This is a genomic window from Shewanella woodyi ATCC 51908, assembly GCF_000019525.1.
Classification (GTDB): domain Bacteria; phylum Pseudomonadota; class Gammaproteobacteria; order Enterobacterales; family Shewanellaceae; genus Shewanella; species Shewanella woodyi.
Genome location: NC_010506.1, coordinates 3320924 through 3340182 on the forward strand (window position 1 = coordinate 3320924; position 19259 = coordinate 3340182).

Genomic DNA, 19259 nt, shown 5'->3' on the forward strand with positions numbered 1-19259 from the left:
AACAAAAAAAAAGCCGCTCAATAGCGGCTTTTGTGATTAGCTTATTCTATTTTAAGAATAATTAAGCGTGCTCTTTACCTAGGTACAACCAAGTATCGATAACGGTATCTGGGTTTAGTGACACAGTATCAATCCCCTGCTCAACCAACCAAGCCGCAAAATCTGCATGATCTGAAGGACCTTGACCACAAATACCAACGTAAGCGCCCTTAGCTTTAGCCGCTTTAATTGCCATTGCTAACAATGCCTTCACTGCATCGTTACGCTCATCAAATAGATGGCTGATGATACCTGAGTCACGATCTAGACCTAATGTCAGCTGAGTCAAATCGTTTGAGCCGATAGAGAAGCCATCGAAATGCTCTAAGAACTGATCAGCTAACAGGGCGTTAGATGGAAGCTCACACATCATGATGACACGAAGTCCATCTTTACCACGCTCAAGACCTTGCTCTTTCAGCAGCTCGATCACCTGTGATGCTTCACTGACTGTACGAACAAATGGGATCATAATCTCAACGTTCTTTAAGCCCATCTCATTACGAACACGTTTAATCGCTTCACACTCAAGTGCAAAACAATCACGGAAGGACTCAGAGATATAACGGCTAGCACCACGGAAGCCCAACATTGGGTTCTCTTCCTCTGGCTCATACCTATCGCCACCCACCAAGTTAGCGTATTCGTTTGACTTAAAATCAGACATACGAACAATCACTTTCTTTGGATGGAAAGCTGAAGCTATCGTCGCAATCCCTTCAACCAAACGCGCAACATAATACTCAACAGGAGAATCGTAACCTGCAATCATCTCATTTATTTCAGCCTGTAGCGCAGCATCTTGTTGGTTAAATTCAAGAAGAGCTTTAGGGTGAATACCGATCATGCGGTTAATGATAAACTCAAGACGCGCTAGACCAACACCTTCATTAGGAAGACGAGCAAAATCGAATGCTCTGTCAGGGTTACCCACGTTCATCATTATCTTCATCGGCAACTCAGGCATTGAATCGACACGAGAGCGAACAACATCAAACTCTTGAACACCTTCGTAGATAAAGCCAGTATCACCTTCGGCACAAGAAACAGTCACTTCCTGACCGTTCTTAATACGCTCAGTCACATCACCACAACCTACAACAGCTGGAACCCCAAGCTCACGAGCGATAATCGCTGCATGACAAGTACGTCCGCCACGGTTGGTGACAATCGCGCTAGCGCGCTTCATAATTGGCTCCCAATCTGGATCAGTCATGTCAGTAACAAGAACATCACCGTCTTGGATCTGGTCCATATCATCGATTGAAGACAGCACTTTAGCAACACCGCTACCTATCTTATGACCGATTGCGCGGCCTTCACAGATAACATCGCTCTTAGTCTGTAGATGATAACGTTCAATCAACTGCACATCTTCACGAGAACGGACTGTCTCTGGACGAGCTTGAACGATATAAAGCTTGCCATCATTACCATCTTTAGCCCACTCGATATCCATTGGACGACCGTAGTGTTTCTCGATGATCATAGCCTGCTTAGCCAACTCCATCACTTCATCGTCATTCACTGAGAATTGGCGACGTAGATCGGCTGGTACATCTTCAATCTTAACCTGTTTGCCATGTTCAAGATCATCTGAATAAACCATCTGTATCAACTTGCTACCAATATTACGGCGTACAACCGCTTTATTGCCTGCAGTTAAGCTTGGCTTATGCACATAAAATTCATCTGGGTTAACTGCACCTTGAACAACCATTTCGCCTAGACCAAATGAAGAGGTAATAAATACCACATCATTGTTACCAGACTCAGTGTCCATGGTGAACATAACACCAGAAGCGGCGGTATCAGAGCGAACCATACGCTGAACACCGGCAGATAAGGCAACACCTTTATGGTCATAACCTTGGTGAACACGGTATGAAATAGCTCTGTCGTTAAACAAAGAAGCAAAAACATGCTTAATTGCGACCAAAACAGAATCATAACCTTTAACGTTCAGGAATGTTTCTTGTTGGCCAGCGAATGATGCATCAGGCATATCTTCAGCAGTCGCAGAGGAGCGAACCGCAAATGAGGCATCTTTAGTTTCAGAGGAGAGCTTATCGTATGAATCACGAACAACTTGCTCAAATTCGCTATGGAATGGGGTATCGATCACCCATTGTCTGATCTGTGCACCGGCTGTAGCGAGTGCGTTCACGTCATCTACATCTAAAACATCTAGAGTGTCGTATATCTTCTGGTTAAGTCCACTTTGTTCAAGAAACTCATTGAACGCGTGAGAGGTGGTTGCAAAACCGCCAGGCACTTGAACACCTGCGTTAGATAAATTGCTAATCATCTCTCCAAGAGAAGCGTTTTTACCGCCTACCTTGTTGACGTCACCCATGCTTAATTCTTGATACCAGAGTACATATTGTTGCACAGTTCTATCTCCGCAAGTTTATTTCAGTGTGGCCCCTTCACAGGAGGGCAGCGGCATTTTACACTCCAGCACAACGCACGTAAATCTATAATTTTATTTGTAATTTTATTACTACAAGAGGTCAAAATGTTACGTAAAGTATTTTATATCTCAGACGGGACAGCGATCACAGCAGAGGTGTTTGGACATGCGGTTTTGTCTCAGTTTCCTGTTGAGTTTGAAGCACTTACTATTCCATTTGTTGAGACAGAATCTAAAGCAAATGAAGTAAAGGCTCAAATCAATGATTGTTTTATTACAACAGGTGAGCGCCCTTTAGTCTTCCACTCCATCGTTAAAGCGGAGATCAGAGACATCATCTATAGCAGTGAAGGCCTTGATTACGACTTTTTGAACACTTTTGTGGCACCACTAGAGCAACAATTAGGTATTTCTGCGACTCCGGTCGTTCATCGTACTCATGGAAACATGAATGAGAGCTATGAAGCGCGTATCGATGCAATAAATTATGCGATGGATAACGATGATGGACAGACCTTAAAACATATCGATAAGGCCGATTTAGTACTACTTGGTGTCTCTCGTTGTGGCAAAACACCAAGTAGTCTCTACCTTTCGATGCAGTTTGGTATAAAAGCCGCTAATTATCCTTTTGTCGAAGATGACATGGATAACCTTAAGCTACCCGATGCATTAAAAAAGAATAAGAGCAAACTATTCGGTCTAACTATCGATCCCGTGCGTCTGCATGAGATACGTCAAAGTCGAATGGAGAACAGCCGATACTCATCATTAAGGCAGTGTCGTATCGAGGTGAAAGAGGTCGAAATGATGTACAAGCGCGAAAGGATCCCTTTTGTTAATACGACCAACCACTCTGTTGAGGAGATCGCCACAAAAATTTTGGCAATGACAGGACTCGAACGCCATATGTTCTAATACCAATCAGTATAAAGATTTGCTCGCTCAGCGAGAGTTTAGCGGTCCTGAGGCAAGGTCTTTAATTGCTCCTGCATTAATGACATTCACCACATCCATGTGGCTTGCAACGAGTGAAGAGCATAGTTGTTCTACGGTTAAGCTCGTTAACGCAGTATCAGAACCGCTAAAACTCGCTTGTAAGGAGTGTTTTTGGCTGCCTACTTCTGCGTTGAATGAACTCACAAGGGAACAAACATTCTATCATCCATTCGCCTTGAATTAGTTTGCCAAAGAACACTCTGAGTAGATCAACTTCTTATACTGATTGGTATAAACACTGCCTATATAAGATGCAATATTGGCTCAGCCATTCGACCGATATAGGCAGAACAGTCCCTTTTTGGCAATTAATATGCACGGTGCACCATAAATACTCCAATTTTTCCCGAGTTAGGCACTGTGCATCCTGTCACGATTCGTTATAATCCGATGCAATCAGGCAAAATGCCCATACGAACGCTCGGTATAATGAATGACCATTAAAACAGATGAACTACGCACCACTTTATTATGTAAAGCTATCTCTCCTGCTAAGTTAGCCTCTGAGTTTCCGTTAACACAAGATGCTGCCGATTACTTAGTACAGCAACGCCGTGAAGTAGAAGCCATTTTAAAAGGCGATGATCAACGACTATTAGTGATCATCGGCCCATGCTCAATCCATGACACGACAGCTGCAATAGATTATGCAAAGCGTCTTGCTGCACTGCATCAAGAGTTAAAGGATGATCTATGCATTTTAATGCGTGTTTACTTTGAGAAGCCTAGAACGACTGTCGGCTGGAAAGGTTTAATTTCAGATCCGGATCTCGATGGCAGCTTTAATGCCAACAAAGGCTTACGTTTAGCACGTCAATTATTACAAGAGATCACTGAACTTAAACTGCCTATCGCCACTGAATTTCTCGATATGGTGAACGGTCAATATATTGCTGACCTCATCACTTGGGGCGCAGTGGGAGCCCGTACTACTGAGAGCCAGATCCACCGCGAAATGGCATCGGCCCTCTCCTGCCCTGTCGGTTTTAAGAATGGTACCGATGGCAATATTAATATCGCTATCGATGCGGTGCGCGCAGCTAAAGAGCCACATATTTTCTACTCACCAGATAAAGATGGCGCCATGGCAGTGTATCGCACCAGCGGTAACCCTTATGGCCACATCATTCTACGTGGCGGTAAACAGCCAAATTACCATGCAGAAGATATCAATGCGGCAGCAGAGCAGTTAAGTGATGTTGGGGTTTCTCATCGTATGGTCGTGGATTTCAGCCACGGTAATAGTCAGAAGAAACACGCTCAGCAGTTGAATGTAGCCGATAGTATTATGGAGCAGATGCGCCAAGGTTCAACCGCTATCGCAGGTATTATGGCTGAAAGTTTTATTGAGGAGGGCAACCAAAAAGTCGTTACTGGTGAGCCTCTTGTCTATGGTAAGAGCATCACTGATGCCTGTCTGCATTGGGAAGACTCTGAAACACTACTTCGTGCACTGGCAAAAGCATCAAGAGACAGGATTAACTTGCTTAACAAGTAATACCAATCAGTATAATTTTATATTTAAAAAAGGCTTCCCAGTGTCAACTGTGAAGCCTTTTTCTATACCATTAGAATGTACAACCAACTAGAGGCAAGGACCTAAATTTTTCCACACGCCCCATTCACCTGAGCTTGATGGCACATCCCCTTTCGTCCACCACTGTGCTTGGTAACGAATAGAGTCATAGACGACCTCTCCACCTGTGTTATAAACAGTAGCCACATCCCATGGCATTAACTGACAACTCGGTGGCTCACTGATGGTTTTCACATCGAGCCTAAAGGTGATACCTAACTGTTTACTCCAGACTTTATTTAGCGCTAAGTCATCAGAGTAAACCAGCTCACCACCGGCTCCCTTAACACCAACCTGCACTAATTCACCATGTTGTGACATCACAGACTCGGCTAGCTGACGAGCCCACAACTCTGTCTGTAAGTTAGCCGCTGTCACCTGCAACTTATCAAACACTAGCTCATCACCTTGTGCACTAAAGAGACGAAACCAGACCTCATCCCCCTTATTAGCGGTTAACCCATTAGCAATATATTGCTCTAATACTACCCACTCCTGAGGCTGAGAATCATTAATGATGTTGATGTCACTGCAGTTGTAAAAACCTTCACCAGCAGCATCTTCACGCTGCCAACGGGTATACAGAGTTGCGGGCCCTACTCTACCCAAAGGAAGAGAGATCATTATCTGGTATACCTTTTTCCCATTGACCTCACTGACTCCAACATTGCCTACCTGAGTTATTAGCTCCAGCTTCTCCCAGCTGAGCACCTCATTTGCAACATCAAAGGTCTCATCAGACAGATAAAACTCCCAGAAACTCGGGTTATGGGGCGTGTGAGCATCAAATATAATGGAGACTTGTCCATTGTTATCAGGAGTTACATCTGTTCGTTGCCAATGCATAGAAGGCGTATCCATACCGGACTTTTCACTATCTCCACCCGCGCACAATTGACCGTTTGGGATCGCCTGTTTTACTGCTGCGAGATTATGATAATCAACCACATTTTCAGAAAATTCATTGTTTTGAACCAACTGCTTAGTTCCAGTCTCTAAAAAGGCCGCCCTACAAGCCAAGTTAGGGATTGCGGAGCCATCATCTGGCCACCAATAGCCGCCATCATCAACACAGAACTGTTGACGAGCTTTTGGTGAATCCATATAGCCGTGGGCATGCAACTCTTGAGTTAACACGCTACTAATAAGCAAGACACCAAGTAGAGAGGATAAACATGTTATCTGTTTCATAAATTTCTCGATGTTAATAAAATTAGAGAAGCTCATCAGAAAATGAGCTCTCATTGAATAGGAAGATACCTCTTGCAATAAGAGGCAAAAATCTTGAAAGCGACATATTCAGCACGTGCCGCTCTCTTATCTAGATAGGATTAATCGATGTTGCAGACAAAATCCCAATCACCACTTGCAGCACTCGGTTTGGCATTCGTCCACCAAAGTGCAACAAATACTGCAGCTTCATCTTTCATCCTATCTCCACCAATAGCGTGACTTGGGTTACCGGCCCAGTCAGTTTGAGGAAAGTTAGGGTATGCAGGAATAGTTGCCGGATTCACATTGGCAGCACTGCACAGATCTGATGTTGGTGGTGTTGTGTCTCCACAACCAGGCGCTGTTGGATCAAGCTCACATTCATCTGGCACAGTGTCACCAACTTGACCAAAGTCATAGGTCACCCCATCAAATGTAACAGTGAAGTTCGACGGCATGGATACAGGCAGGTAATACTTAATCGTGCCACCAAAGTCGGCACCTGGTGCAATGGATTTGTAACTTGGCAGAGTAAACTGCACACGATGGAAGTCATTTTCTAAGCCTCCTACGTTACCAGCTCCCACATTTGACCCATCAGATATAACAGTCAAATTCATACCAGATTGGTCACTAATTTGAGACGAGGTAGAGGTTGAAATATCAAACTCAAATACAGCGCCACCAGGGATAGTGCTTTGGCTGTTGTTGGTGATAGTCAAAGTTGGCGTAATTGGGTAGTTACTGTCACCCACTTTATAGCCTGATAAGCTCGCACTCATCGCTATGGTATTAGCCAAGGCTGGAGAGTTACTCACCTTATTGCCATATGGCGTTGCAGCAGCAAATTTGTCGTAGGCAATGGTTGTCATTGTCTCACCGATAAAGTACTCACCTTGACCACCGTTACGCTCTGGATACCAATCAAAATCACCAGCAAGTTCCCAGAACATCACACCACCGATCCCTTTGTCTACGACATACTGAACCTTAGCGTTCATCGCTTGCTCATCTTCAGTAGACAAGTAGACCTTTTTGGCAGGGTTCCAAAGCCATGATGATTGAGCCACATTATCGTAATGACGCTCATAGATTCCCGTCAGTTGATCGGCAGGATCGTTCACAGGATCGAGTCCATAAACGGGCAGATAGCTACCAGCAATCCCCTGCTCTAAATTCTTCGCATGCCACATAGGGTTAGAGCCGGCAAACATCTCATTACCCGCTTTATCAAGATCATGCCAAAGGTTGTCTATTCCCTGTGCACCATAGCCACAGTTGTTATCACCTTCACCCGTTCCATCTGGGCAAGTTGCTTGATCTGGCAGTGCAGCTTTACCCCACAGACCATTAACACCGCCTGTGACTCCCTGCCAACCGCGAGTATAGTAAGGCAAACCTATGTTGATACGCCCAGCAGGCATGGCGCCACGGAAGTAGTGGTAAGCCCAGTCAGTATTTAAGTAACCTATCCCGCCATATTGCGCGGTTGAGTACACATCCCAAAATGCCAATTCGGCATCTTCACCAGTATCGAAAAGCGCAGCATTGTGGCCTACAAAATCATTCCAAGCACCATGAAGGTCATAACTCATGATGTTAACGTAATCGAGAAAGCGTGACATTTGATACGCTTCCATACCACGCAACAAGTAACCAGAAGCTGGCGCCGCAACAGTTAACATGTAATGTTTACCATCTTGCTTACTGGCAATATCCAACTTCTCCCGCAATGTTTTCATCAGCAAATCATATTGGGCAAACAAGGTAGCCCTTAGGGGATCTGCAATAGCAAAATCATCAGGGTTACCCGACTTAGCCATAGAGGTTGCGTATTCATAATCGATATCTGCACCATCGAAGCCATAGGTCCGTAAGAAATCCACCACAGAATCTGCAAAAGTGTTTATCCCAGCCTGCGTCTTGGTCATCTCGTAGAAGCCACCACTAGCAACTCTCACGCCATTCTCATCAAAATACCCGCCAGTCTCAGCCCAACCACCAATGGAGATGAGCGTTTTCACTTGAGGGTGTAGCTTCTTGTATTTATTAAGTAGATTAAAGTGGCCCTGATAACTGTATTCAGGATCCATCTCAGCACCCGCAACACCCGACCATGTCATGCCTGTTGCAGGATTATCGACGCTGTTTGGATTGCCGACAGAGACTTTATTGTCACTATTAACATGAGCAAAGGCGTAGTTGATGTGAGTGATCTTATCCCATGGAATATCATTTACCAGATAGCTGGGTTGACCATTAGTGCCATTTCGCCAAGAGGTAAAGTAACCAATCACACGTCGTGCATGATCAGCTCCCATCTTCTCGCGACCCTGCTCATCATAAATATCACAATAAACTGAGTCCCCCTCTAAACCATCTGGACGACAAACTTCATGGCTAGTGGGTCTGTCACCGACATAACCCATTACGGCAGATGAGAACGTATTTGCACCTAAGTTATCTGTCGCCTGCGCTGTAATGGAGAGATCGCCAGCCTCTATTCCAGTGTAGAGTGCCGTAAACGGTGCTACTGTATCGGTTTCAATAAGTAGACCATTTGCGTAAAAACTCACACTTACCACCTCACCATCAACATCTTGGGCATCAGCACTAATAGTGAGTTCACCATTGATAGGTAAAGAAAAGTTGGCATTTGGTGCAGATAGAACAACACTGGGTAACTGGTTAGCTGCGCTTACATTGATATTTACCAACTCAGAGACAGCGCTGTCATTTTGTAGATCAAAAGCACGAGTTTGTAATGTATGACCCCCTTCCGATGAGGCTGTCCAGTTGAACTCATAAGGAGAAGTAAGATCTGTGCCTGAAACCACGCCATCTACAAGCAATTCAAGCTTAGCGATGCTATCACCCACATCTGGATCGGAAGCCGTTGCAGAGATTACAAGATCATCACCATAGGTGACAACGCTGTCATTTGTAGGCGAAATAATCGAAGTGACAGGAAGTTGATTTTGCCCATTAATAACAGTAACTGTTACGCTCTGCTCTGTGCTGGCACCGTCATTGTCGGTAGCGGTTAGTGTCAGAACCACACTACCTTGCTCTTGAGCAATCCAAGGGGAAGTAACCACAGCTCCATTAGCCGTCCACACCTGAGAAGTTAAAGTTCCATCACTGTCAGTCACCTCAGCATCAAGAATAACGGAATCATTTAAAAGCACGCGTGCATCGGCTAAAGGAGAGAGAATATTAACCACAGGGGGTTGATTTGATATGCCATCACATTGACCTAAGGTTTCCCAAACTCCCCATTGTCCAGCCTCAGATGGAGACTCATTTGTTGTCCACCACTTATTCTGATAAAGGCCATTTGATTGTGTGACTTGTGTCGTTGTGGCGTATACGGTATCAGCTGACCAAGGTGCGACCCCTTGGCAATCGACAGCGTAAGCCTGATTAATCACCCCTTGACTCATCAAGGCCGTGCTTATTAACAGAGCTAAGCGGTGACGCCTGCTCAAATATGCAGTTTTGTTACTCATGGTATTATTCCTATTATTATTTAGTTTTACCGAACAACCTAAATATAGAGACAACTCACTCACAACATAACCACAGAGGCAACAGCATCGGTTATATTAATCTACACATAAAACAAGAGCTTGGTTATTATTTTATTATATTAATACTGACCTAGCTTATAACACTTTTAAATTTAACCTTATTTATCAACAATTAATGATCACCCTGTATTTTACTAATTATTCAAAAATATTAATTTTAAACTCAGATAGAGCTTACTAATTATTGTTTTTCCTCACACATAAGAATATTAAATTAGCAGCAATCTATTATTCAGACGCATTATTAATCACCTTATCAAGTATTCCTTTAAAGCCACAAAATGATATAATTTGGGGCTGTTTAAACCGCATAACCTTAGGTTGCCGTATGCCATTGACTCACCCCCCTGAAACTCGCTCAGATGCCATGAATAAACGAGTTCAAAACTCTGAAGCAAGAGTGATAAAAGCCATTTTTCCCTCTATTACTAACCACCACAACACACTATTTGGTGGTGAGGCACTGTCTTGGATGGATGAAACAGCTTTTATCGCAGCAACTCGATTCTGTCGTAAGCCTTTAGTCACTGTCAGTTCAGACAGAATCGACTTTAAAAAAGCGATCCCTGCTGGAAGCTTGGCCGAGATCATCGCCAACGTCATACACGTAGGTAACACCTCCCTTAAGGTTGAGGTGAATATTTTTGTTGAGGATATGTATCAAGATGTGCGTGAACATGCCATCAGAGGTGTATTCACTTTTGTTGCTGTAGATGAAAACCGAAAGGCCACTAAAGTCTGGACAGACAATTTATAATAAACCGCAGTTGCTAAACGACTGCGTACTTTGTCTTTATCTGGTCAACCACCACACTTTTGGTGGTTGTTTTTTAGTCATTAATTATTAGACTTAAGTCTAACAAACCGAATTTAAACACAATTTTTTCTCTAATAACCAATAAACCAATAGGATCGAATGTCATTTTTCTGTTACATTGGCTTAATCTTCACGAGCAACTAACACAACTATAAAAGCCATGAAGCTAGAAAATTTAAATATAATCATCGCAGATGATCACCCGTTATTTCGCAATGCACTTCGTCAGGCGCTGAGCGGCCCATTTGCAGATACTCATTGGTTTGAGGCTGATAGTGCAGAAGCGCTTCAAACTCTGCTTGAAAAATCTGATGTTGAATACGATCTTGTCTTACTGGATCTTCAGATGCCAGGCTCACACGGCTACTCAACATTAATTCACCTACGCACCCACTACCCGGAGCTGCCTGTTGTCGTCATTTCGGCCCACGAAGACAACATCACCATAAGCCGAGCGGTACACTACGGCAGTGCTGGTTTTATTCCTAAATCTTCATCCATGGACTCTCTTGCTGAAGCCTTAACCTCTGTACTCTATGGAGATATTTGGTTACCACAAGATGTAGAGCTACAAGACATTGAGGAGGATGCGACGGCGCTGATAGCCAGTAAGTTATCGGATCTCACTCCACAGCAATACAAGGTGCTGCAGATGTTTGCCGAAGGACTGCTTAATAAACAGATCGCTTATGACTTAGGTGTGTCAGAAGCCACCATCAAGGCTCATGCCACCGCAATATTTCGTAAACTCGGTGTACGAAATCGAACTCAGGCCGTGATATCACTGCAACAGCTTGAGATGGAAAAAGTCGAACTGTAAATATCAAACACCAGTTTCCATTAAAAAGCCGATCATCTGATCGGCTTTTTATTTCAAGTTAACGGAAGTTTTCCATCATACGATAATAGAGCATGCCTAATGCCATCCCTTGATTACCTAACCACTCACCCACCGGTAAGCGTATATGTTTCATACCAGCAAAAAGATCAAACTCAGTCAGCTCCCCAATGATGGCATTGGCCATGATCTCTCCCATAATGTGACTCGTGGCGACTCCATGTCCCGAGTAACCTTGGCAATAAAAAACATTTTTGGATACCTTACCTAACTGTGGAATTCTGTTTACCACAATCCCAGCCATACCTGTCCATTCAAACTCAATTTCAACACCTTTCAAGCGAGGAAAAGTACGCTCGATACCAGGGCGTAACTCTTTAGCCAGATCTTTAGAATCACGACCTGAGTAGTTAGTTCCTCCGCCAAACATAAGCCTATGATCAGCCGTCATTCGAAAATAATCCAACACAAAACGACTGTCATATACAGCAATATCATGGGGATTAATCGCCTGCGCTATTTCTGGTGTGAGATTCACTGTTGCGCAGTTGCCCAGTGAGGCGGGAAATAACATACCAGCTAAACGCTTTCTCGCCAGTTTATGGTAGGCATTACCCGCTAACAAAACACTATTGGCCGTTATCGAGCCATGTGCCGTAGTCACAACTGGCAAGGTACCATCTGTAATATCGATAACAGGAGAGTTTTCGAAAATTAGCGCTCCATGATACTCAGCTGCTCTAGCTTCACCAATACACAGATTGACTGAATGCAGGTGCATATTACGCTTGTTGAGCAAACCACCATGATAAAGTGGTGTTTCCAGATATTGGGGAATATCTTTCTTAGAGAGCAAAGAGACCTCATCACCCATGCCTCGTTTTACAGCCTCATCATAAGTTGCTTGCATCTCAGCCATATGAGCAGGTTTATAAGCGGTATGCAGATGACCAAACTTAAGATCACACTCAATGTTATATTTCTCAACACGAGATTTAATGATCTCATGACCACGCCAACGCAGATCCCACACAAACTTTTCAGCCTCACAGCCTAACCTGTTGCTTAACTGCTTGGTCATAGCTTGATCACCAGACAAACTGCCTGTTACCTGACCGCCATTTCGTCCCGTCGCTCCCCAGCCAATTTTATTCGCTTCCACAATAGCGACCTTATAACCTCGCTCAGCAAGCTCAACTGCACTAGCAACGCCTGTAAAGCCACCGCCAACAATCACCACATCAACCCGATGCTCGCCCTCCAATCTAGGATATTGAGTCTCATCATTAATCGTCGCATTATAATATGAGTTACACCTTGGCTCTGGCATGCAAGCTCTCCGTTTGTTAAAACAAATCTTGTGTTTTATATTTTTTACACTGTTGATTCGAGTATATAGAACGAATTATATTCGTCAATCCTATTGCTCTGTTATTTCAAATAAGAAATTATGCTGGGTGAGAGAGAAGCGAGGTGTATCTTACAAGTAGAGTAATAAGTAATTTATATTTTACAAAATAGCCTTAAAAAGAGATCTGAAAGCGGGCCAGGCTAATGACCCACTCCCTTACTTAGCTTTCCATGCTGCCTTAGTCAATTCAACCTCTTCGTCAAATAGAGTTAACTCGAAGCGATCACCTAGATGGATCTCGCCGACACCTTTTGGAGTCCCCGTCATCACAATATCACCATCCTCTAAGCGCATAAATGAGCTTATTTCAGTCAAAATTCGCTCAGGAGAGTTCATCATCAACTTAATATGACCACTCTGGGCTAAGTTACCATTGATAGTTAATTTAAAATTGAGCTCACTACTTATCTTCTCGATATAAACGAAAGATGAAAATAACCCAGAGCCGTCAAACGCTTTTGCTCTCTCCCAAGGTAAACCTTTGGCTTTCAACTCGCTCTGCAGTGCTCGTTTGGTCAAGTCCAATCCGAGCCCGACAGCACTAAACCTGCCATTCTCATATAAAAAGCTAAGTTCAGCCTCATAGTGCAACGCTTCTTGATGAAAACTGGTTAACTCTGTTGAAATGGCTGAATTTGGTTTAACAAATAACAGAAGCTCATCAGGGACCTCATTGTTTAACTCACGAATATGCTCCACATAATTTCGTCCTACACAGATAATTTTGGAAGGGCTAAAATTTTTACCATCGACACACACTGTATTCACAACAACTCCTGCTTCTAAAAACCTAAATGACACTACTTAACTAAACTCGAAATCAACGCCCTCAATGCTGCAGGTTTAACCATCTTGGCCATGTAGTGATACCCTTGACTATGCACATCATCAATCAAACGTTTACTGGTGTTAGCTGTGATCAATATGCCAGGGAGATGACTTCCATACAGAGCACGTATACCGTTGAGGGCATCGACGCCATTTTGCCCGTCGTCTAGGTGGTAATCCGCCAAGACAATATCAGGAGCAACACCTTTAAGGCCAAGTTTAATACGCGCATCAGCCAGATCTTTAGCGCTAATAACCTCACACTTCCAGCGACTAAGCAAGCTTTCCAATCCGGCTAAAATAGCTTCTTCATTATCGATACAGAGTACTTTAACGCCAGCTAAAGGTTGCAACAGGCTTGGGATCTTCTTAGGTTGCGGCTCACTGATAGCTTTACCTAGTGGCACCCGAATCGAGAATACTGAGCCCCGACCTAACACAGATGAAACATCTATTTTATGATTTAAGACTCGGCTTATTCTGTCGGCAATCGCTAGGCCTAACCCTAAACCACTCACGCTGTTGCTGGTAGGATTATCGAGTCGTTTAAACTCTTTAAAGATCTCTTTAGTCTCGGCTTCATCTATACCGCAACCGGTATCAAGCACTTGGATCTCGAGCTCATCTCCTCTATGCCTACAACCAAATAGCACCTTACTCCCTCTGGCATATCGATAAGCATTGGTGAGAAAGTTCTGTAACACCCGCCTCAATAGATTGAGATCTGAATTGATACTGGTACTAGAGGAGACCATTTTGAATTTAATCTGATTATCATTAGCCATGGCTGCAAACTCGACTCCCAGTCCATCGATCAACTCAGAGACGGAAAAATCACGACGGTTAACCTCAATCATTCCAGAGTCTAGTTTGGAGATATCAAGCAGATCGGTAAGCAGCTCCCCCGCTATTTTAAGTGAGCTATTGACATGAGACAGGGTCGTTCTGCCCTCTTGATCTAAGTTAGGGTATTGAGACAAGGAAGCGGTAAACAGCCGCGCCGCATTTAACGGTTGCATCAAATCATGACCCACAGCGGCAAGAAACTTACTCTTAGACGCGTTTGCCATCTCCTCTTGAGCTTTAGCCTCAAGTAGTTGACTGTTTAGCATCGCCAACTCGTAAGTCCGCTCCTTTACTCTAGCCTCTAACGTGTCATTCATCTCTTGGAGCGCTTTAGCATGCTCCCGATACTGAGTAATGTCGGTAAAGGTCATCACAAAGCCACCACCAGGCATAGGGTTACCCTGAATTTTGATCACCTTGCCATCTTTGCGTCTGCGCTCAGAGACATGGGCAGTCCCATCACGCATGTGCTGAACCCGTGTATTGACCTTCTCTTCAATGTCGCCTTCACCACAAAAGCCTCTGCTGGCATTAAAGCGCACCACATCGCTTATCGGCATCCCCTCCTGTAAAAACGAAGCTGGATATTGATACAATTCAGCATATTTATAGTTCCAAGCCACCAGATTAAGGTCTTTATCGACCACACTCATCCCCTCATAAGCGTGTTCAATCGCCCCTCTGAGCATATCTTGACTTAAAATAATTTTGGATGACGCTTCATCGACTAAACTAAACACCTCATCGAGGGCGAGATCTCGTCCTTGCTGCACTGAATCCATGACCAATGAAGCACTAGAGCCACCGAGGACACCCGCTAACATATGCTCGGTATGGGCAATCAACTCTGGAGGCGCGGATTTATGCCAACTATCACTCTTTACCGCCTCCTCAGAAAAGCGAGAAAAACTCTCATAGGCACGCGTTGGACTGACAAATCGGCTGGCTAAGATCAATAGATCTTGCTGAGAAACGGCAGCAGCTTTACGCGTACTATTGCTTTTCAAATTTCCGGGTGAAACAAACTCACTGGCCTGTATCCGCTCAACAACACCGGCTCTAAACCAGATTGAGCCCAACATATAGCAGGCACAGTTTGCCAGCAGTGCCGTTAAAATATCGCGAACATTAGGGTTGATCGAGTCCAATAAGCCAAAATCATTATTAAAGACACCTGATACATCGCTGGCACCTTTTAGCAAGATATAACACCAAAGCCCAAAACCAACGATAAGGCCCATTAAGACCCCCGAACGATTACCATGCTTCCAATACATACCACCAATCAGAGCTGGTGCTAACTGGGCAAAGGCGCCAAAGGAGAGCATACCAAGACCCGACAGAGAGTCGCTGTCGATAAATGACAGGTAACTAAAGTAACCTAATCCTAAAATGATAATGATAGAGAGTCGTCGTGCATTAAGTAGAAACTGAGAGAATTGACTGAAATTTTTCTGCCTGATTTTGCCAGTTCTCAGCATCATAGGAACCAACCACTCATTACTGACCATGACACTAATGGTTACCACCGCCACAATCACCATCCCCGTCGCAGCAGACAAGGTCCCAAGCAGAGCGATCACCGCAACTATAGGCTGATCGAGTGCCAAAGGCATATTGATGACATAGGTATCGGCTGCAACGCTATCGCCTAAAATCAGCTTACCAGCCAAAGCTAAAGGGGCGACAAACAATCCAAAAAGCAGCAGATAAAGAGGAAATAACCAACGCGCTTTAAGCAAGGTCTTTTCGTTACTACACTCCACCATCATGACGTGAAACTGTCGTGGCATACATAAAAACGCCGCCATCCCAACTAAAAGTTGTGGCATCAAGGCGCTAATACTTAACTCAGGGGCGCTGATAAGATTTTTTTGCTCAGCTTGTTGCCAGATATCACCAAAACCATCGAAATAACCAAAACTTATTACTATGCCTACAATCAAAAAGGCTGCGAGTTTAACAAGGGACTCAAACGCGATCGCCAGCATCATCCCTGGGTTATGCTCCGTAGCATCAAGCTTGCGAGTACCAAACAAGATGGCAAACATAGCCAAAATGGCTGTGATAATAAGCGAGACCTTAGCTCCATCGAAAGGTGAGTCTTCAGGCTGGAATAAATTAAGACTAAATACCATCGCTTTAAGCTGCAAAGCGATATAGGGCATGATACCAAACAGTGCAATAAGAGTGACGATAGCAGCAAGAAGCTGTGACTTGCCATATCGCGCAGCGATAAAATCCGCAACGGAGGTGATGTTATGGGCCTTAGAGACCAGCACCATCTTACGTAGTAACCCAAAACCAAAGGTAAAAATAAGAATAGGTCCGACAAAAATAGGCAGGAATGACCAAAGATCTTGAGCCGATTGCCCCACTGTCCCTAAAAAGCTCCATGATGAGCAGTAAACAGCCAAACTGAGGCCGTACACCCACACTTGAATTCGCTTAGTAAATTGACTGAACCAGCGTTCAGCCCCCCAAGCTAAGAGAAACAGCAAAAAGACATAAAGGACGGCAATCACGCCTACGAAAATGGTTAAGTTCATAAAGCTCTCATTTTTTCCTCTATTGTGCGTTAATTATCTGATTAAATCTAGTTCACTAACACCTCTCAACGCCCTAAAAACAAAGGAGATTATTACACTAGACCAAGGTCTAATAGTGCTATAAGGTTATATGACTCCATACTTGAGCCACGCATTATTAGATTAAGGGAAGCCCAATGAGCACGCAGTCTCTCTACAAAGTTTCAAGCGAAATCGCTGAAAACGCACATGTAAATGAAGAACAGTATAAAAAGATGTACCAAGAGTCGATTGTGAATCCTGAAGGTTTCTGGAGAGAGCACGGTCAACGTATTGATTGGATTAAGCCATATACCAAGATTAAAAAGACCTCGTTCGACGATCATAATCTGTCGATTAACTGGTTTTATGACGGCACGTTAAACGCGTCAGCCAACTGCTTAGATCGCCACCTTGAAAAAAGTGCTGATAAAGTCGCTATCATCTGGGAAGGCGATGATGCAAAAGATCAACGAACGATTACTTATGGTGAGCTTCACAAAGATGTTTGTAAGTTTGCCAACGCACTACGTAGCCAAGGCGTAAGACGTGGTGATGTTGTTACAGTTTATATGCCTATGGTTCCTGAAGCGGCCGTGGTGATGCTTGCCTGTGCTCGCATCGGTGCTGTCCACTCAGTGGTATTTGGTGGTTTCTCACCTGACTCTATCGCCTCACGCGTGATTGATGGAAAATCAAAAGTCGTTATTACAGCCGATGAAGGTGTGCGTGCTGGCCGTATCATTCCTCTAAAAGCCAATATCGATGAAGCCTTATCTCATCCTGATGTTGATTGCGTCGAAAAAGTTATCGTTTATGAGCGCACTGGCGGCGATGTAAACTGGGTAGAAGGTCGCGACATCAAGTGGAATGCGTTAATGGATACCGCCTCTGAGCACTGTGAAGCTGAGGAGATGGGCGCGGAAGATCCGCTTTTCCTACTCTACACCTCTGGCTCAACAGGCAATCCAAAGGGCGTTTTGCATACTACCGGTGGCTACATGGTTTATGCAGCAATGACCCATGAATATGTCTTTGATTACAAAGATGGTGAGGTTTACTGGTGTACCGCGGATGTCGGTTGGATCACTGGCCACTCCTATATGGTGTATGGTCCATTGGCAAATGGAGCAACAATCCTTATTCATGAAGGCGTACCTAATTACCCTACCCCATCTCGCCTTGGTGAAATGGTTGATCGCCACAAAGTGAACATTCTCTACACTGCACCAACATTAATTCGTGCCCTTATGGCGGAAGGCAAGGAGCAGTTTGCTGACTTTGACGGCAGTTCTCTGCGTATTATGGGTTCCGTTGGTGAGCCAATAAATCCAGAGGCATGGCGCTGGTATAACGAAGTCATCGGCCATGAGCAGTGCCCTATTGTCGATACTTGGTGGCAAACAGAAACGGGCGGTATCTTAATTAGCCCACTCCCTGGTGCTACTGACACAAAACCTGGCTCAGCGACTCGTCCTTTCTTCGGCGTGCAACCTGCGCTTGTCGATAACATGGGTAACATCATCGAAGGCGCCACTGAAGGTAACTTGGTGATGCTTGATTCATGGCCTGGACAGATGAGAACCGTGTTTGGCGATCATGAGCGTTTTGCACTAACTTACTTCAAGACATTCCGCGGCATGTACTTCACCGGTGATGGCGCAAGACGTGATGAAGATGGCTACTACTGGATCACGGGTCGTGTTGATGACGTCATTAACGTTTCAGGTCACAGACTTGGAACTGCTGAAGTTGAAAGCGCATTAGTATCTCATGAGAGCGTCGCTGAAGCGGCTGTGGTTGGCTATCCTCATGATATTAAGGGCCAAGGTATCTATGCCTATGTCACCTTAACCAAGGGAACGACAGAGACTGAGGAGTTACGTCAAGATCTCCGAAAGTGGGTACGTAAAGAGATTGGTGCTTTAGCAACGCCAGATCTTATCCAGTGGGCGGGTGGTCTACCAAAAACTCGCTCTGGAAAAATTATGCGCCGCTTCCTACGTAAGATAGCTGCCAATGAAGTGACTAACTTAGGCGATTCATCGACACTGGCAGATCCTGCTGTTATCGATACACTAATTGAATCTCGCTTAAACCGTAGCGAGTAATTAACACGTACA

The 19259-nt window shown here is 44.3% G+C and carries 11 protein-coding genes; 5 read left to right on the forward strand and 6 right to left on the reverse strand.

The window, feature by feature from the left end; translation table 11 throughout:
* Positions 1-61: 61 nt before the first annotated feature.
* On the reverse strand, positions 62-2431 hold the full coding sequence (gene ppsA / locus SWOO_RS13980; RefSeq protein ID WP_012325328.1) for a phosphoenolpyruvate synthase: 2370 nt from the start codon (positions 2429-2431) through the stop codon (positions 62-64).
* Positions 2432-2557: 126 nt separating this feature from the next.
* On the opposite strand from ppsA, the gene ppsR reads away from it, so the two are divergent.
* A complete protein-coding gene (gene ppsR / locus SWOO_RS13985) occupies positions 2558-3370 on the forward strand; it encodes a posphoenolpyruvate synthetase regulatory kinase/phosphorylase PpsR (RefSeq protein WP_012325329.1) in 813 nt (270 codons plus the stop codon).
* Between the two features lie 514 nt (positions 3371-3884).
* Positions 3885-4949 carry a 3-deoxy-7-phosphoheptulonate synthase gene (locus SWOO_RS13995; RefSeq protein WP_012325330.1) on the forward strand — a complete coding sequence of 355 codons (1065 nt, stop codon included), beginning with the start codon at positions 3885-3887 and terminating at the stop codon, positions 4947-4949.
* 87 nt (positions 4950-5036) lie between these two features.
* Here the strand turns inward: SWOO_RS13995 and SWOO_RS14000 are convergent, their stop codons facing one another.
* Together SWOO_RS14000 and SWOO_RS14005 are read right to left on the reverse strand one after the other, a co-directional pair.
* The gene (locus SWOO_RS14000; protein ID WP_229377237.1) at positions 5037-6218 is read right to left on the reverse strand and encodes a lytic polysaccharide monooxygenase; all 1182 of its coding nucleotides are present in this window, start codon (positions 6216-6218) and stop codon (positions 5037-5039) included.
* A gap of 140 nt (positions 6219-6358) precedes the next feature.
* Positions 6359-9748 carry a chitinase C-terminal domain-containing protein gene (locus tag SWOO_RS14005; RefSeq protein WP_012325332.1) on the reverse strand — a complete coding sequence of 1130 codons (3390 nt, stop codon included), beginning with the start codon at positions 9746-9748 and terminating at the stop codon, positions 6359-6361.
* A 409-nt stretch (positions 9749-10157) separates the two neighbouring features.
* On the opposite strand from SWOO_RS14005, the gene SWOO_RS14010 reads away from it, so the two are divergent.
* Together SWOO_RS14010 and SWOO_RS14015 are read left to right on the forward strand one after the other, a co-directional pair.
* Positions 10158-10586, forward strand: a complete 429-nt coding sequence (locus tag SWOO_RS14010; RefSeq protein ID WP_012325333.1) for an acyl-CoA thioesterase — start codon at positions 10158-10160, stop codon at positions 10584-10586.
* Positions 10587-10806: 220 nt separating this feature from the next.
* Entirely contained in the window at positions 10807-11466 is a 660-nt protein-coding gene (locus tag SWOO_RS14015; protein ID WP_012325334.1) for a response regulator transcription factor, read from the forward strand.
* Between the two features lie 58 nt (positions 11467-11524).
* Here SWOO_RS14015 and SWOO_RS14020 read toward each other — a convergent pair whose 3' ends face one another.
* The 3 genes from SWOO_RS14020 to SWOO_RS14030 form a co-directional block, all read right to left on the reverse strand.
* Positions 11525-12814 carry an NAD(P)/FAD-dependent oxidoreductase gene (locus SWOO_RS14020; protein WP_012325335.1) on the reverse strand — a complete coding sequence of 430 codons (1290 nt, stop codon included), beginning with the start codon at positions 12812-12814 and terminating at the stop codon, positions 11525-11527.
* Positions 12815-13051: 237 nt separating this feature from the next.
* A complete protein-coding gene (locus tag SWOO_RS14025; RefSeq protein ID WP_012325336.1) occupies positions 13052-13663 on the reverse strand; it encodes a fumarylacetoacetate hydrolase family protein in 612 nt (203 codons plus the stop codon).
* A gap of 32 nt (positions 13664-13695) precedes the next feature.
* Positions 13696-17118 (reverse strand): hybrid sensor histidine kinase/response regulator, encoded by a 3423-nt coding sequence (locus SWOO_RS14030; RefSeq protein WP_012325337.1) that lies wholly within the window; start codon positions 17116-17118, stop codon positions 13696-13698.
* A 176-nt stretch (positions 17119-17294) separates the two neighbouring features.
* On the opposite strand from SWOO_RS14030, the gene acs reads away from it, so the two are divergent.
* A complete protein-coding gene (acs, locus tag SWOO_RS14035) occupies positions 17295-19247 on the forward strand; it encodes an acetate--CoA ligase (RefSeq protein ID WP_012325338.1) in 1953 nt (650 codons plus the stop codon).
* Positions 19248-19259: the final 12 nt, after the last annotated feature.

Bases quoted from the DNA above. Each gene is read 5' to 3' on its own strand.
- ppsR (WP_012325329.1), top strand. From the start codon at position 2,558: ATGTTACGTAAAGTATTTTATATCTCAGACGGGACAGCGATCACAGCA.
- acs (WP_012325338.1), top strand. From the start codon at position 17,295: ATGAGCACGCAGTCTCTCTACAAAGTTTCAAGCGAAATCGCTGAAAAC.
- SWOO_RS14030 (WP_012325337.1), bottom strand. From the start codon at position 17,118: ATGAACTTAACCATTTTCGTAGGCGTGATTGCCGTCCTTTATGTCTTT.
- SWOO_RS14020 (WP_012325335.1), bottom strand. From the start codon at position 12,814: ATGCCAGAGCCAAGGTGTAACTCATATTATAATGCGACGATTAATGAT.
- SWOO_RS14005 (WP_012325332.1), bottom strand. From the start codon at position 9,748: ATGAGTAACAAAACTGCATATTTGAGCAGGCGTCACCGCTTAGCTCTG.
- SWOO_RS14015 (WP_012325334.1), top strand. From the start codon at position 10,807: ATGAAGCTAGAAAATTTAAATATAATCATCGCAGATGATCACCCGTTA.
- SWOO_RS14010 (WP_012325333.1), top strand. From the start codon at position 10,158: ATGCCATTGACTCACCCCCCTGAAACTCGCTCAGATGCCATGAATAAA.
- SWOO_RS14000 (WP_229377237.1), bottom strand. From the start codon at position 6,218: ATGAAACAGATAACATGTTTATCCTCTCTACTTGGTGTCTTGCTTATT.
- SWOO_RS13995 (WP_012325330.1), top strand. From the start codon at position 3,885: ATGACCATTAAAACAGATGAACTACGCACCACTTTATTATGTAAAGCT.